The 15,361-nt window shown below is 69.5% G+C and carries 10 protein-coding genes; 6 read left to right on the top strand and 4 right to left on the bottom strand.

Annotated features, from left to right (window positions below; translation table 11 throughout):
- Nucleotides 1-37 precede the first annotated feature (37 nt).
- Nucleotides 38-2,479 (bottom strand): ATP-dependent zinc metalloprotease FtsH, encoded by a 2,442-nt coding sequence (gene ftsH, locus NS3_RS12260; RefSeq protein WP_067858428.1) that lies wholly within the window; start codon nucleotides 2,477-2,479, stop codon nucleotides 38-40.
- 324 nt (nucleotides 2,480-2,803) lie between these two features.
- Between ftsH and NS3_RS12255 the strand changes: the two genes are divergently transcribed.
- Nucleotides 2,804-3,757: a hypothetical protein gene (locus NS3_RS12255; protein ID WP_067858425.1), complete on the top strand. Its 954-nt coding sequence runs from the start codon at nucleotides 2,804-2,806 to the stop codon at nucleotides 3,755-3,757.
- Between the two features lies 1 nt (nucleotide 3,758).
- Here NS3_RS12255 and NS3_RS12250 read toward each other — a convergent pair whose 3' ends face one another.
- Nucleotides 3,759-4,694, bottom strand: a complete 936-nt coding sequence (locus tag NS3_RS12250; RefSeq protein WP_245649583.1) for a DUF1266 domain-containing protein — start codon at nucleotides 4,692-4,694, stop codon at nucleotides 3,759-3,761.
- Nucleotides 4,695-4,835: 141 nt separating this feature from the next.
- Here NS3_RS12250 and NS3_RS12245 point away from each other — a divergent pair, with 141 nt between their 5' ends.
- Complete coding sequence (locus tag NS3_RS12245; RefSeq protein ID WP_067858422.1) at nucleotides 4,836-5,099, top strand: DUF2277 domain-containing protein; 264 nt, start codon at nucleotides 4,836-4,838, stop codon at nucleotides 5,097-5,099.
- Here the strand turns inward: NS3_RS12245 and NS3_RS12240 are convergent.
- Entirely contained in the window at nucleotides 5,030-6,421 is a 1,392-nt protein-coding gene (locus tag NS3_RS12240) for a PucR family transcriptional regulator (RefSeq protein ID WP_084495431.1), read from the bottom strand. The genes NS3_RS12245 and NS3_RS12240 overlap by 70 nt on opposite strands.
- A gap of 350 nt (nucleotides 6,422-6,771) precedes the next feature.
- On the opposite strand from NS3_RS12240, the gene NS3_RS12235 reads away from it, so the two are divergent.
- Nucleotides 6,772-8,301: an aldehyde dehydrogenase family protein gene (locus NS3_RS12235; protein WP_373865300.1), complete on the top strand. Its 1,530-nt coding sequence runs from the start codon at nucleotides 6,772-6,774 to the stop codon at nucleotides 8,299-8,301.
- Between the two features lie 162 nt (nucleotides 8,302-8,463).
- Here NS3_RS12235 and NS3_RS12230 read toward each other — a convergent pair whose 3' ends face one another.
- A complete protein-coding gene (locus tag NS3_RS12230; RefSeq protein WP_157101290.1) occupies nucleotides 8,464-8,694 on the bottom strand; it encodes a hypothetical protein in 231 nt (76 codons plus the stop codon).
- A gap of 68 nt (nucleotides 8,695-8,762) precedes the next feature.
- On the opposite strand from NS3_RS12230, the gene NS3_RS12225 reads away from it, so the two are divergent.
- The 3 genes from NS3_RS12225 to NS3_RS12215 all read left to right on the top strand — a co-directional run bounded on the left by NS3_RS12225 (nucleotide 8,763) and on the right by NS3_RS12215 (nucleotide 15,360).
- Nucleotides 8,763-9,659 carry a LysR family transcriptional regulator gene (locus tag NS3_RS12225; protein ID WP_067858415.1) on the top strand — a complete coding sequence of 299 codons (897 nt, stop codon included), beginning with the start codon at nucleotides 8,763-8,765 and terminating at the stop codon, nucleotides 9,657-9,659.
- Nucleotides 9,660-10,945: 1,286 nt separating this feature from the next.
- On the top strand, nucleotides 10,946-12,988 hold the full coding sequence (locus tag NS3_RS12220) for a serine/threonine-protein kinase (protein ID WP_373865299.1): 2,043 nt from the start codon (nucleotides 10,946-10,948) through the stop codon (nucleotides 12,986-12,988).
- Nucleotides 12,985-15,360 carry a protein kinase domain-containing protein gene (locus NS3_RS12215; protein WP_067858412.1) on the top strand — a complete coding sequence of 792 codons (2,376 nt, stop codon included), beginning with the start codon at nucleotides 12,985-12,987 and terminating at the stop codon, nucleotides 15,358-15,360. Before NS3_RS12220 ends, NS3_RS12215 begins: the two co-directional genes overlap by 4 nt.
- Nucleotide 15,361: the final 1 nt, after the last annotated feature.

The following is a 15,361-nucleotide window of genomic DNA, read 5'->3' as shown; positions in this document are numbered from 1 at the left end:
CGCCCACCGGCGTGGGTCGAGCCTAATCGTCACCCGATCAGGGCCGACCGTTCGGTCCGTCCCAGTCACGGCGGTCGTCGTCGTGTCCCGGCCCGGGACGCGACGGCTCGTCGTAGGCCTGACCTTCCTGGCCTGCTGTCGCGCCTTGCGGCGGCTCACCCCACGGCTGGAACCCCTGCGGCGGCTGCTGCGCTTCCGGCGGGGACTGCGGCTGGGATCTGTTCCATCCGCCGTAGCCGGGGGCGCCTGCCTGCTGCGTCGGCTCTTCCCGCGGCGGCCAGCCGGGAGCCGACCAGTCGGCGGGAGCGCCGTAGTCCGGTCGCGAACCCTGGGTCGGCGCGCCCGGCCGCGGGTAGCTCTCGGTGGGCGGGGTGTAGCCGCCCGGCTGCGGATGGGCGTACTGCGGCTGCGCGTGGTAGCCGCCCTGGGCGGACGGACCGCCCTGCGGATGCCCCGCCGCGTGCCCGTTGGCCGGCACCGGTTGCAGCTGCTTGGCCGCGACCTGCACCGCCGCCTGGTCCACGGGCTGCTCCGGGGGCCAAGGCTCGCCGCGCTCGGCGGCGAGTTCGCCCGGGGTCTTCACCGGCGGCTTGTCCGAGGGAACTCGCTCGCCGAAGTCGTTGAACGCGGTGATGCGCGGGCGCTTGGTCACCCCGGTGAAGATCTGCTCGAGATCCTTGCGGTGCAGCGTCTCGCGTTCCAGCAGCGCGACGGCCAGATCGTCGAGCACGTCGCGGTACTCGTTGAGGATCGACCAGGCCTCGGTGTGCGCGGCCTCGATGAGGTTGCGCACCTCCTCGTCGATCTCGCGGGCGACCTCGTGCGAGTAGTCCGAGGCCACGCCCATCGACCGGCCGAGGAACGGGTCGCCCTGCTCCTGGCCGTAGCGGACCGCGCCGAGACGCGCGCTCATGCCGTATTCGGTGACCATCGCGCGGGCGATCTTGGTGGCCTGATCGATGTCGGAGGAGGCGCCGGTGGTCGGCTCGTGGAACACCAATTCCTCGGCAGCGCGGCCGCCCATCGCCATGACCAGGCGGGCGATCATCTCCGAGCGGGTCATCAGGCCCTTGTCGTCCTCGGGCACGGTCATGGCGTGACCACCGGTGCGGCCGCGCGCGAGGATGGTGACCTTGTAGACCGGCTCGATGTCGGGCATCGCCCAGGCGGCCAGGGTGTGACCGCCCTCGTGGTAGGCGGTGATCTTCTTCTCGTGCTCGCTGATGATGCGGCTCTTGCGGCGCGGTCCGCCGATGACGCGGTCGACCGATTCCTCGAGCGCCTCGCCGGTGATGACCGAGCCGTTCTCGCGCGCGGTGAGCAGCGCGGCCTCGTTGATGACATTGGCCAGGTCGGCGCCGGACATGCCGACGGTGCGCTTGGCCAGGCCCTCGAGGTCGGCCTCCGGGGAGATCGGCTTGCCCTGCGAGTGCACCCGTAGGATCGCGCGGCGACCGGCCAGGTCGGGGTTGCCGACCGGGATCTGCCGGTCGAACCGGCCGGGGCGCAGCAGCGCGGGGTCGAGGATGTCGGGGCGGTTGGTCGCCGCGATCAGGATGATGCCGGTGCGGTCGCCGAAGCCGTCCATCTCGACGAGCAGCTGGTTGAGGGTCTGCTCACGCTCGTCGTGGCCACCGCCCAGGCCCGCGCCGCGCTGGCGGCCGACGGCGTCGATCTCGTCGACGAAGATGATGCAGGGGCTGTTCTGCTTGGCCTGCTCGAACAGGTCGCGTACCCGGGAGGCGCCGACGCCGACGAACATCTCGACGAAGTCCGAACCGGAGATGGTGAAGAACGGCACGCCCGCCTCGCCCGCGACCGCGCGCGCCAGCAGGGTCTTACCGGTGCCGGGCGGGCCGTAGAGCAGCACGCCCTTGGGGATCTTCGCGCCGAGCGCCTGGTACCGAACCGGATTCTGGAGGAAGTCCTTGATCTCGTAGAGCTCCTCGACGGCCTCGTCGGCGCCCGCCACATCGGCGAAGGTGGTCTTGGGCATGTCCTTGGACAGTTGCTTGGCCTTGGACTTGCCGAAGCCCATCATGCCGCCGCGACCGCCGCCCTGCATGCGCGCCATCACGAAGATGAACAGGCCGAGCAGGATCACCATCGGCAGCACGAACAACAGGATCTGGGCCAGCCAGCTGTCCTGCTTGACCACCGTGTTGTAGGGCGCGCCGGACTCCTGCACGGCGTCGAAGATCTTCGCCGACGTCTCGCTGCCGCCCGGGTACTTGGCGATGATCTTGTCGGAACCCTTGGTGGCGTCGTTGCCGTTCTTCAGATCGATGCGCAGCTGCTGCTCGCGATCGTCGATCTGGACGTTCTCGACGTTGGCCTTGTCCTGGAGCTGACTCAACGCCACCGACGTGTCGACGCCCTGCCAGCCGCGCGTGTCGTCTCCGAAGTAGCTGAACGCATAGATCACCAGCAAGATGCCGGAGACTATCGCCAGGGTGCGAAACACTGTCTTGCGGTTCATAGAGCGTAGGCCGGGCGGCCAGTCCTTTCCGGTTTCTCCGGGTACTTGCCGAGTGATCCATCGAGCAGCGATACATCGAGCACAGCGTGTGGCATTACGCACCCGGGTTCCGTCCGCTGGGGGAATCGGATGCGGACATGCCAGGTTACCGCGTACGGTCTACTCGATACATCGCGCCGTTCGGCAATCGGTGCGGTTCGACAGGTAAACGACCGGAGAACAGCTCAGGTTCCCGATTCCTCGCTCCGGTTTACCTCGAGTGGACACAAGCATGTCATGTTCGGCCTATCGTGAGCGACGACACAAAAACGGAGCGCAGGGGGTATGGACATAGTCGAGCTACGAACACCCACCGCTATCGTGCGGCACGGGCACGGACGTCTGATCGTTCTCCGGCCGGGCGGCGAGGGCGACGCCGAAGGTGAGCGCGTCCTGGATGTCCCGGTCGACGAATTGTTGAAGGTCCGCCTGAGCAGGCGTGCCGACGACGCCGTCGTGATCGAGATCTATCTGCGCCATCCGGCCCCGGTACTCACCGGCGTACCGGCCGACCGCACCCCGCTGCCGGTGCTCATCGCCGAGCACGACGTCCCCGCGGCAGGCCGCATCGTCGAGCGCATCAACGACCAGATCCTGAACGCGCGGCGGGTCGACATCGCCGCCCCGGAGCTGGATCCGCCCGCACCGGTGTGGACCGAGGACGGGCCCACCCGCGGCGACGTCGACCGCGCGGTGTCGCGGATGACCCCGCGAGCGGACGCGGAGGCCGGGATCGCCGCGCTGCACCATTTCGTCCGGCCCGACGAATACGTCCTGGAGACGGCCGTGGCCACCGCCCGTCCCGCCGCCGGTCCCGGTCTGCTGGCCGCCACCACCTGCCGGGTGCTGTTCGTCTCTCTCGACCCGGAGAACGGCTTCGCCTACGAATTCCCGGTCGCCGCGGTGCTGTACGCACACGCGACCGAGACGCCCGCCGGGGCGCCCGGGGAAATCGGCGCGGCACGCGGCGAGACCGGCCTCGACATCCACGACGGCCACCTCACGCTGCGCTTCACCGGCGCGGACCGGGCCGACATGGAACGCGTCGCGTGCGCGGTGACCTTCGCGGTGCGCCGCGAGGCCGTCGACGGCGCGGCAGGCCCGTCCGACCCGGGTGTCGCCCAGCTGTACGCGGAGTGGGAGCTGCTGGTCGAGCGGCACTCCCTCGGCATGGTCGACGACGTGCAGTTCCAGCGTTACGGGCGCGGCATCCTGCGCTCGCTGCCGGACGCGGGCTGACTCAGCCCCCGGCCGGGCCGGGGTCGCCGGATGCTCCGGTGTCCCCGGCCGCGCCGGGCTCCCCGGGTTCGCCATCCCGGTCGATCTCCTCGAGCAGGTCGGGACCGCCCTCGGGCTTCGGGCCGTTGAGTTCGATGCGACGCCACGGGCTGGTCGGGCGGATCCACAACCGCAGCAGTTCCAGCCGCCGGTCGACACCGCCGTTCTTGAGTTCGGCCAGGTCCTCGCACGCCTGCCAGTAGGTCCAGCCGGTGAGATAGGCGTCGCCGAACTGCCGCCAGTTACGGTATTTGCGCTGGGCCAGCGGTAGCGCTCGCATGAGATAGCCCCAGGCCACGTCGGCCTCGATGTATCCGGCGGTGAAGGCCATCCGCGCGACCGCGACCACCCTGGCCAGATCCCAGGCGTGGATGTCGGCGGGCAGCGGGCGGGCGAGATGATCGGTGAAGCCGATCTTGATGGCCTGGGCCCAGATGTCGTAGTCACGCACCAACGACTCCGGGTTCTCCATCCCGCGGAACGAGGCGATCTGGCGCAGGAACGCCCGGTGCCGGTCGGCGCGCTCGCCGAAGCGGTCCCGTTCACTGGCATTGATCGAGGCCTTCACCAGCGGATTCACCAGGGCGTACAGCGGGGCGTGCATGCCGTCGAGCAGCTGCTCCATGGAGGCCTGCGCCTCGGTGCCGTCGGTGATGCCCCACGCGCCGGTCAGCGTGTCGATCGCGAGTTCGCGGCGATCCCCGAGCGGGTGCTCGCGTTCCGGGCCGAGCAACAGCGCGTCGTGGAACGCATCCCAGCGGGTCGAGTAGTAGCCACCGAGCGCCAGCGCGCGCAATTCGTCGTCGGAGATGGCGGCGCCGGACCAGTGGTCCTCCTCCCGCTTGTCGAGCTCTTCGTACGGGAAGGTCGTCAATGTGGGTATACCGCGGGCAGGCATGCCCACGATTGTTCACCATGGACCGGTGCGGGAGCGCCGTTATCGTCCAGCGGGGGATTTCTTCGCCGTCATCGCGACCGATTTCGCGCCCAGCAGATTCTCGCGGTGCCACATCGGCTTTCGGGGGGCTAATGTGCACGCATGTGTAGTGACATCACCCGCCTGCGCGGTTTGGAACCAGCCGCTACCGAGCAGGAAATCTATGCTTCCGCACTGCAGTACGTGCGCAAGGTCGGTGGTGTGTCCGGCCTGTCCACCACCACCAAGGCCGCCGTGGACAAGGCCGTGGCGACCATCGCGGCCGCGACGACCACGCTGCTCGCCGAACTCCCGCATCACCCGGTCGCCGACGGTGTCGAACCGCCCGCGCGCCGGGTGCGGGTCAGGGAGGCGGCCGCGGACTGAGGCGGATCGGGCGACAGGCCCGCCGCCTCGTCGTAGGCGGCCAGGCAGGTGAGCGCGACCTCCAGCGCCAGGCCGCGCTGCTCGATCGGATGTCCGAGCAGTTCCTCGATGCGCTGCAACCGGTAGCGCACCGTGTTCTTGTGCACGCCGAGCGCTTTCGCGGTCGCCTCGGGGCTGCGGTGCTGGGCGAGATAGGCGTACAGGGTGCGGCGCAGGCGGACGGCGTTCTCCTCGGCGCCCGCCAGCGCGCGCAGTTCCCGCTCGATCAGTCCCCGCATGGCCTCGGCGTCGACGCCGGCCAGGTAGGCGATCTCCACGTCCCGATAGGCCGTGACGCGGCGCCCGGCGTCGCCGCGCTCGGCGACCTGACGGGCCGCCATCGCCTCGCGGTGCCCGGACCTGAACCCGGCGACCCGCGCGCCCGGCACCCCGAAGGCGACCCGCACGGGTTCGTCGACCGAGCCTGCCAGCAACTGTTCGATCCGGCCGGGGAGCGCGAGTTCGGCGGCGTGGGCCTGGTCGTCGAGTCCGGCCCATGCCCACATCCCGCTCGCTCCCGAAGACACCGTGAGCAGCCGGGCGCTGCCCAGATCCGCGGCCATCCGGGCGGCGACCCGGTCGAGCAGATCGGTCACCTCCGCGTCGCCACCGGGCTCGCCCTGGTCGGTCCACAGCACGAAGGCCAGATGATGTCCGGTGAGGCGGTACCCCAGCCGCACCGCGGCTTGGTCGGCGTCGAGTTCCTCCCCGGCCAGCAGCGCCCGCACGGTCTCGGTGCGCCGGTTGAGCGCCGCGCGCAGCACCCGTTCGCGTTCCTCGACATAGGTGTCGGTGAGCAGTTCCACCGACATGCTGATCCATTTGGTGGTGCGGTCGAACATCCGCAGCATGACCGCGCGTTCGATCTCACGCGGCACCTCGCGCTGTTCGACCGCCTCGTTCATGTACTCGAGCACGGCCTCCATCCCGGCGTGATAGGTGCGCAGCAGCACCCGCATGTCGAAGCCGCGCCGGGCGATGGTGCGGGCGAAGGCGTGTGCCTCGGCGGGCAGGCTGAACTCGAAGGTGTCGCTGGTCAGATTGCTCAGCAGGGTCCGGGCGTGCGCGCGGGTGCTGGCGGCCAGATCGCGGCTCATGTCCCGGTCGGCGAGTTCGGGCACCTTGGCCACGATGACGCTGTCGAGCCTGGCCACGACACCCTCCAGGGTGTCCGAGCGCATGGTGTCCGAGACGTAGTCGGCCAGCCAGGCCAGGACCACCGGGCTGGTGCTGCCCACCAGCGTCCGGGTCTCCAGCCGGTCTGCGTCCGGTTTTTGTTTCATCGCCACAAATCGACCCGATCTTATTGACAAAATGGGCCAAGAAACTCCCCCTGTATTGTGTCACGATCATAGTTCAGTGAGCTGACTCACAGCGGTCGGCACACGGCGATGTCCACAGCACGACGTCAGTGGGAGAAACAGCAGTGACCAACACCGAGTCCGCGACCGAGCAGGCCGTGACCGAGCAGAGCGTGACCGAGCAGAGCGCGACGGAGCAGGCCGCGACAGAGCAGGCTTCGACGGAGCAGGCCTCGACGGAGCAGGCCACGAACGGCAGCGCCTCCGAGAACGCCCCCGGGAAGAAGGCCGCCGAAACGAAGGCCGTCGCGGACAAGGCGGCGGCACCGGACGTGATCGAGGTGCGCAACCCCGGCACCGGGGAGATCGTCGGCTCGGTACCGGTACGGAGCGCCGACGAGATCGCCGCCACCGTGGCCGAACTGCGCAGGCATCAGCCCGGCTGGGAATCGCTCGGCCCCGACGGCCGCAAGAAGTGGCTGCTGGCGTTCCAGGACTGGATCATCGACAACACCGAGCACCTGGCCGACGTGCTGCAGTCCGAGACCGCCAAGGCGCGCGGCGACGCGCTGATCGACCCGTCCTTCGGCGCCGACCTGATCGGCTTCTACGCCCGGCGGGCGGCCAAGTTCCTCGCCGACGAGCATCCCTCGCCGCACAGCCCGCTGGCCCGGGTCAAGAAGCTGACCGTCGCCTACCGGCCCTACCCGGTCGTCGGCGTGATCACGCCGTGGAACTTCCCGCTGGCGATGCCGATCATGGACGTGTTCCCGGCGCTGGCCGCGGGCGCGACCGTGGTTCTCAAGCCCTCCGAGGTCACCCCGCTCTCGGCGCTGGAACTGGCCAGGGGCTGGGAGGAGATCGGCGCGCCTCCGGTCTTCGCGGTGGTCACCGGCGCGGGCGCGACCGGCGCCGCGGTGATCGACAACGTCGACTACGTGCAGTTCACCGGCTCCACCGCGACCGGTCGCAAGATCGCCGCCGCCTGTGTCGAGCGGATGATCCCCTACAGCCTGGAACTCGGCGGCAAGGATCCGGCGATCGTGCTGGCCGACGCCGATCTCGAGCGCGCCGCCAACGGCATCGCCTTCGGTGGCATGTTCAACGCCGGCCAGGTCTGCATCTCGATCGAGCGGGTCTACGTCGAGGAGCCGGTCTACGACCAGTTCGTCGCCAAGCTGACCGAGAAGGTCGCCGCGCTGCGTCAGGGCCTCGACGGTCGCGCGGTCGAGCACGATCTGGGCGCGCTCGCCAACGAGAACCAGGTGCGGATCGTGCAGCGCCACGTGGACGAGGCGGTGGCGGCGGGCGCCAAGGTGCTCACCGGCGGCAAGCGCACCGGCCAGGGCACCTTCTTCGAGCCCACCGTGCTCGTCGACGTCGATCACGGCATGACCTGCATCACCGAGGAGACCTTCGGCCCGACGCTGCCGGTGATCAAGGTGGCCGACGAAGCCGAGGCCATCCGGCTGGCCAACGATTCGATCTACGGCCTGTCGGCCTCGGTCTGGACCGGCGACAAGGATCGCGGCGAGCGCATCGCGCGCCAGCTGAACGCGGGCGCGGTGAACATCAACGACGTGTTCGCCAACCTGTTCAGTTTCGCGCTGCCGATGGGCGGCTGGGGCCTGTCCGGTGTGGGCGCGCGCTGGGGCGGCGCCGCCGGTGTGCGCAAGTACTGCAGGCAGAAGGCGATCACCAAGCCGATCATGCCCACCCAGGAGCGTGAGCTGTTCTGGTACCCGGTCAAGCTGCCGAACCTGCTGACCGCCGTCGGCGCGATGCGATTGGCCGGCGCGCGCGGCCTGCGTCGCTTCAACGTCCCCGCACTGCTCGAACTGAAGCGCAACAGCGAATCCTAGGCGGCGAGCCGGCTCGGGGCGGACCAGCCTCGCCCACCCTCTCCGCGCGAAGCGCTGTGGTTCACGACTCGGTCGTGGATCACAGCGCTTTCGTCGTCTCGGGACCCATTACGCGTGCTCGATACACATAATGTGATGAAGATCACTCATAATATTCCCGTCTCACATCTTTCCGTCCGGATTCATTCTCTGTTCGATTACCGGAACCGCCGATCGCATCGACCCCGAGGCGTCCGACCGGGACCGGAGGGCGTCATTCACGCTGGTCGAGCGTCCAAATTGATCCGCGATTCCCAGCGGCAGCGAGGCTGCCCACAATTCGCCGAAGAGCATGGTGCGAATCACCACAGAAGCCTCTATGCTGTCGAGTAACAAACCGTTGGACGGTTTCACTCGCACTATCCAGACTTCTCGGCTTGATAAGGCTGGAAATTCAAGACCGATTCTGATAGCAAAGGGCTATGGACCCGCACTTGCGCGACCTGCGGTATTTCGTCGCCGTCGCTGAGGAACTGCATTTCACCAACGCCGCTCAGCGGCTGCACATCGCTCAACCCACCCTGTCCCGGCAGATCCGTCAGCTGGAACGTCAGCTCGACGTCGTGCTGTTCGATCGCAATCAGCGCAGCGTGGCGCTGACCGTCGCGGGCAAGGAACTGCTCGACGGTGCGCGCAAGATCCTGGAGTTGTGGGAGGTCACCAACATCTCGCTGCAGGAAGCGGGCGAAGTGTTGCGCGTGGGTATCCAGTCCGCGATGGGCCGCGGACTGCTCAACGATCTGGAGAGCGCGAGCGGGTACCGGCTGGCGCTGCACGCCGCGTCCTGGAACGACGCTTCCAGCGGGCTGGCGGGCAGACAGGCTGATCTCGCGCTGGTCTGGCTCCCACTGCCCGACTCCAACCGCTACCGCTGGCAGGTGCTGCGCACCGAGCCGCGCTGGGTGCTGCTGCCGGAGAACCATCCGCTGGCCGGCCACGAGGTCATCGATTTCGCCGATCTGCTCGACGAGCCGTTCATCGCGCTACCCGCCGAAGCCGGCGCGATCCGCGACTTCTGGCTGGGCAACGACGCGCGCGGCGGCCGGGCGCCCAAGGTCGGAGCCGAGGCGGCCACCCCCGAGGACAAGCTCGAAGCCGTCAGCCTGGGCCTGGGCGTGTGCCTGCTGGCCGAGAACAATGTGCCGATGTACCGGTGGCCGGGTCTGACCGCGCGCCCGCTCAGCGGTATCGCGCCCTGCGAACTGGCAGTCGCCTGGCGCGCCGACGACACCCGTCCGACCATTCTCGAGTTCGCCGGCCGCGCGACCGAGGGCGGTTTCGCCACGCTTCAGCACCAGCCTCAGCCGGTCGCGAGCTGACGACCCGCACGGATGCGGTCGCTGTCCACGGCAAGGGGCCGCGTCGCCCCCGTGCCGGGACGGCCGGATCCTGGCCGGATGCCGGTTCGGTGCCGGACTGCCGGATCCTGGCTGAACCGCCGAATCCTGGCTGAACTGCCGGACCACCGACTTCGGGCACGTATCATTCGAAGTACCACGCGGGGACGCATCCGTCGGGTGGTCGCAATCCGGCACAGCTCGTTGCCGACCAGCGCGGGGGGTACGCGCCACCCGCTCAGCCTCGAGGTCCGAGAATGAGTGCCGAGTCCGAGAGAAGTGTTCCGACGAGCCCCGGTCTGCGCGGAAACGGCCGGGCGCTCGAGAGTGAAGCCGCGGCGGTGAGCGCCTTCACCGCCGCCTGGGCAGCCGCTGTCCACCTGCCCGAGGCGCAGAGTGCCGCCCCGCTGCCACGAATCACCGACTTCCTCCCCGATGCGCGGACCCTGCGCACCGAGGCGCTGGTCGAACTGATCCGCGTCGATCTGCGCTACCGCTGGCTGGGACGACCGCGGGCCGGATCGTCCGACACCGACCCGGCCACTCGGCGCAAACGGCTGGCCGAGTACTGCGCCGAATTCCCCGAACTCGATCGCGACCGGCTCCCGGCCGGGCTCGTCTATGAGGAATTCGTCGTCCGCAGGCACAGCGGCGAGCACGTCGACCCGCGCGCATGCCTGCGCGAATACCCCGCTCAGGCCGAAGTCCTGCGCGAGCTGCTCAATGCCGACGACCTGGACCAGAGCACCCGGCGCGCAGGACCCGACGAGGACGCGCCCACCGACGACACCACCTATCTGACCGGAAACGGGGCCACCGACTCCACCCCGCCGGACGCGCATGCCGTGACCACCCCCGCGACGACCACCCCCGCGACGACCACCCGCGCGTCGTCGACCACCCCCGCGGCGACCGGCCCGACGGCGGACGCACTCGACGCGACACAGGCAGCGGCGACGTCCGAGGTGACGGAGCCACAGAGCAGACCGTCGACCCGCCCACCCGATACCGAGGCAACCGCTGCGCTCGAAGCCACCGAGCGCGAGGCGAACACAGCGCTCGAAACCACCGAACACGTAGCGAACACAGCGCTCGAAACCACCGAACACGTAGCGAACACAGCGCTCGAAACCACCGAGCTCGAAACCACCGAGCTCGAAGGCCGTGCCGCATTCGCCGCCGGTGAACTCGAGGGCACCGCCGGTTTCGAGGGCACCGCCGCGTTCGAGGGCACCGCCGTGTTCGAGGGCACCGCGTTCGAGACCACCGTGTTCGAAGCCACCGCGTTCACCCTCTACACCGACGTCGACGCCCTGGCATCGCTCGATACCGAAGCCACCGGCGCCTACTCCCCGGATGACGCCGATCCCACCGTTGCCGCCGACCCGGCGACCGCACCGGCGACGACGACCGGGCGCGGCCCGGACAAGGATCTCGACCCGCTCGACCGCATCCACGTCGGCCAGCGGGTCGGCGATTTCGATCTGCTCACCGGGCTGGGCCGCGGCGCGTTCGCGCGGGTGTTCCTGGCCAGGCAGCGGTCGATGCAACGGCTGGTCGCGGTGAAGATCTCCGCCGATCACGGCACCGAGGCGCAGACGCTGGCCCAACTCGACCACGACTACATCGTGCGCGTCTTCGATCAGCGGCTGATGGACGCCCAGCGCGGATCGGGGGCCGCCACGCGGCGGTTGCGGCTGCTGTACATGCAGTTCCTACCGGGCGGCACGCTGCTGAGCGTGCTGCGCTGGGTGCGCGCCACCCAGCCCGCCGAACGCGACGGCAAGCTGCTGCTGGCCGCGGTGGACGCCGCGATGGAGGAGAAGGGCGAGATCCGGCCCACCGATTCCAGCGTGCGCACCGAGATCGCGGCGCTGAGCTGGCCGGAGACGGTCGCCTGGCTGGGCCGCAGGCTCGCCGAGGCGCTGGAGTACGCCTCCACGCACGAGGTGCTGCACAGGGACGTGAAGCCGGCGAATGTGCTGCTCACCGCCGAGGCAGTGCCGAAACTGGCCGATTTCAACATCAGTTTCAGCCGCAATGTGTCCGGCACCAGCCCGGTCGCCTACTTCGGCGGCTCGCTGTCCTACATGTCGCCCGAGCAGCTCGAGGCCTGCCATCCCGGCCGGGCTCGTTCGGCGGCCGATCTGGATACCCGCGCGGATATCTTCTCCCTCGGCGTGGTGCTGTGGGAGCTGCTGACCGGCGCCAAACCCTTCGACGACTCCACCGCGGGCGTCGGCGAACGCAGCGACGACACGACGCTCGAGGCGATGCTGGAGCGCCGCAGGATGGGCGTGGACCCGGCCGCACTGGAACGGGTTCCGCCGGACTGCCCCGCCGCGTTGCGCCGGGTGCTGCTGACCTGCCTGGAATCCGACCGCGAGAACCGTTGGGCGAGCGGCGAAGTACTCGCCAAACAGCTCGATCTGTGCCTGGATCAGCGGGCCAGGGATCTGGTCGACCCCAAGCCCGGCAGCTGGCGGCTGCGGCTGCGGCCGTGGATCATCCCGGTGCTGGTGATCGCCATCGGGGTGCCGAATCTGCTCGCCTCGCTGTACAACATCCAGCACAACCAGACCCTGATCGTCTCCCGGATGGACGAGGATGCCGAGCGCACTTTCCTCATCATCACCGGCCTCGTGAACAGCGTCTTCTTCCCGCTCGGATTCATCGTGGTGGCCTACCTGTCGCGGTCGGTGCTCGCGGTGCCGCGAGGTCTGCGCAAGGGCAAACGCTACGACGCGGAAACGCTACGGAGAGCACGCAACGACGCGTTGTTGCTCGGCGAGCGCGCGGTGGTGATCCCGTTCGCGCTGTGGGTGCTGGCCGGGCTCACCTTCCCGCTGGCACTGCAGTTGTCGACCGGCGGCATCACCGCGAACGCGGTCGTCCACTTCCTGGCCTCGCTGGTGGTGTGCGGCGCGATCGCGGCCTCGTATCCGTTCTTCCTGGCGACCTTCTACATCGTGCGCTGTATCTATCCGATCTTCCTGCGGCACGGGGAGATCAGCGCGGGGGACGCGGTCCGGCTGCGGGCGCTGGACCGGCGTTGCAACGGCTACCTGGCGGTGGCCGCCTCGGTGCCACTGCTGGCCGTGGCCGGGGTGACCTTCCTGCCGCCCGCCGACATCCCGCAGGTGATCGTCGCGGTACGGGTGCTGTCCGTCGGCGCCATCGTCGCCTTCGTGGGGTCGTATCTGCTGTTCCGTGCACTGGAGGCCGACCTGCACGCCCTCGAGCGGGTGGTCGCGCCCGATTCGCTGCACCGCGACACGGATCGCTCCGGCCCCGCGGACCCGCCCTCGTGACCGATCCGGTCGCCGACGCCCTCGTCCGATTCCACGAGCAGTGGCGCGAGTACCTTCGCCAGGGGGGCGAGCCACCCCGCCCGGCCGATTTCGTCCCCCCCGCGTCCCGCGTCCGCCGAGCGGTCCTGATCGCCCTCATCCGCGCCGACCTACGCGAGCGCGCCGCTCGTCCCGGACTCGCCAAGGACATCGACGACTACCGCCGCGATTTCCCCGAACTGTCCGGCCCCTCCGCGCTGCTCGACCTGCTCCACGAGCACCCGCCCCACCCCGCCTCCCCGGCTCCGCACGAGGACCCCACCGCGCACGCGGTTCCCGGCGAGGCGACCGGCCTCTACGCGACAACCCGCACGTCTCCCGGTCGGTCCCTCGCATCCGGCGAGGCGACCGGGTGGACGACGCCTCCGGACACTCGGGAGCGAGCGGTCTCGGGCACAGCCGATCCGGTGGATACCGCAGTAGCGGATGCCGGGCCGAAGAGTTCGAGTCCGGCGGCACCCGGGACGACGGAGGCGGCATCGGAACTCAGGGCCGAGGACATCGCCCACGTGCGCCCCGGCGATCGGATCGACGATTTCGAACTGCGCACCGAACTGGGCGCCGGCGCCTCCGGTCGGGTCTTTCTGGCCAGGCAGATCTCCATGCAACGCCTGGTCGCGCTGCGGCTGACCGACCGGGCCGGTGGGGCGCCGCGCACGATGGCTCGGTTCGACCATCCACACATCGTGCGCGTCTTCGATCAGCGGCTGCCCGTCGCGGACACCGCCGCACTGGTGTGGATGCAGTACCTGCCCGGCGGCACCGCCGAAGAACTGCTCGCACTGCGCAGGCGATGCCGTGAACCGGCGAGCGGCGAATTGTTGCTCGCGGCGGTCGATGCCGCGATGGAGTCGAAAGGCGAGATCCCCCCGGCGAATTCGCCTGTCCGTCGCGCGCTCGCCGAGCTCAGCTGGCCGGAGACCGTCGCATGGATCGGCCGGGGCCTGGCCACCGCCCTCGACTACGCCGCCCGGCACGGCACCGCGCATCGCGCCATCAAACCGGCGAATATCGTGTTCACCGCCGAGGGTGTGCCGAAGCTGGCCGATTTCGCCCTGCCGGCCCCTCACCGGTCGTCCGCAGACGCACCGCAGCCGAAGCCCGCGCTCGCCGACGTCGCGGTGCGGACTCCGAGCGTCGCCCCCGGACCCACCGGGGTCCGGGACGAGATCCGGCCGCCCACGAGCGCACGGCACTCGACGCCCGCACACGACACACCGCCGGGCGCCGAGGACGACATCCACGCGCTCGGCGGATTGCTGTGGGAACTACTCACCGGCGAATCGCCCTGTCGTGCGGACGGTTCCGATTCCGACCGCGCGCAGACGAGCCGGACGGTCGCGGCCGATGCCTCCCGGCGGGTGCCCGCCGACTGCCCGCCCGCGCTGCGCCGGGTGCTGTCGACCTGTCTCGAACCCGATCCGCGACGTCGCTGGGCGAACGCGGGGGTGCTCGCCCGGCAACTGGATCTGTGCCTGGATCAGCGGGCCAGGGACCTGGTCGACCCGCCCCGGGACAGCTGGCGGCGGCGGTTGCGGGCGTGGCGGGTGCCGTTGGTGGCCGCCGCGGTGGCGGTGCCGAATCTGCTGGCATCGCTCTACAACATCGACCACAACCAGTCGCTGGTCACCGGACGGCTGTCGCAGCGGACCCAGGAACTGTTCGCCGTGTCGACGCTGATCACCAACGTGCTGTTCTTCGGGCTGGCCACGATCCTGCTGACGTACTGGTCACGCCGGGTCGTCACGGTCCCGCACGGGCTGAGCCGGGGTGTGGAGTACTCGCCCCGCGAGCTGGCGCGGGCGCGCAAGGCGGCGATCCTGCTGGGTGATCGCAGCGTGCTGGTCGCGTTCGCCTTCTGGATGATCAGCGCCGCGAGCTACCCGGTGGGGGTGTCGCTGGCCGGGGAGGAACTCGCGCCGCACGCCTTCGCGCATTTCCTGGCCTCGCACGCGGTGTGCGGGGCGATCGCGCTGGCGTACCCGTTCTTCCTGGTCGGCTTCTACATCGTGCGCTGCGTGTACCCGATGCTGCTCGGATACGACGCGCCCGGCGAAGCGGATGTGGCGCTGCTGCGCGGATTGCAGCGACGCTGCGTGGGATATCTGCTGGTCGCGGCGTCGATTCCGTTGCTGGCGGTCGCGGGCGTGACCTTGCTGCCGGTCGCCGACATCGGGCAGATCATCGTGGTGGTGCGGATGCTGTGCATCGGCAGCATCGTGATGTTCGTGGCCAGCTATCTGCTCTTCCGCGCGATCGAACGCGATCTGGCCGCGCTGGAACGGGTGATGACGCCGACGCTGGACACCGGCGCTCTCACCGTCCGGGTATGAG

The sequence above is a fragment of the Nocardia shimofusensis NBRC 100134 genome, assembly GCF_001613125.1.
GTDB classification, from domain to species: Bacteria; Actinomycetota; Actinomycetes; order Mycobacteriales; family Mycobacteriaceae; genus Nocardia; species Nocardia shimofusensis.
The sequence above is the reverse complement of the archived record's forward strand: the minus strand, read 5'-3'. Positions and strand labels throughout refer to the sequence as shown.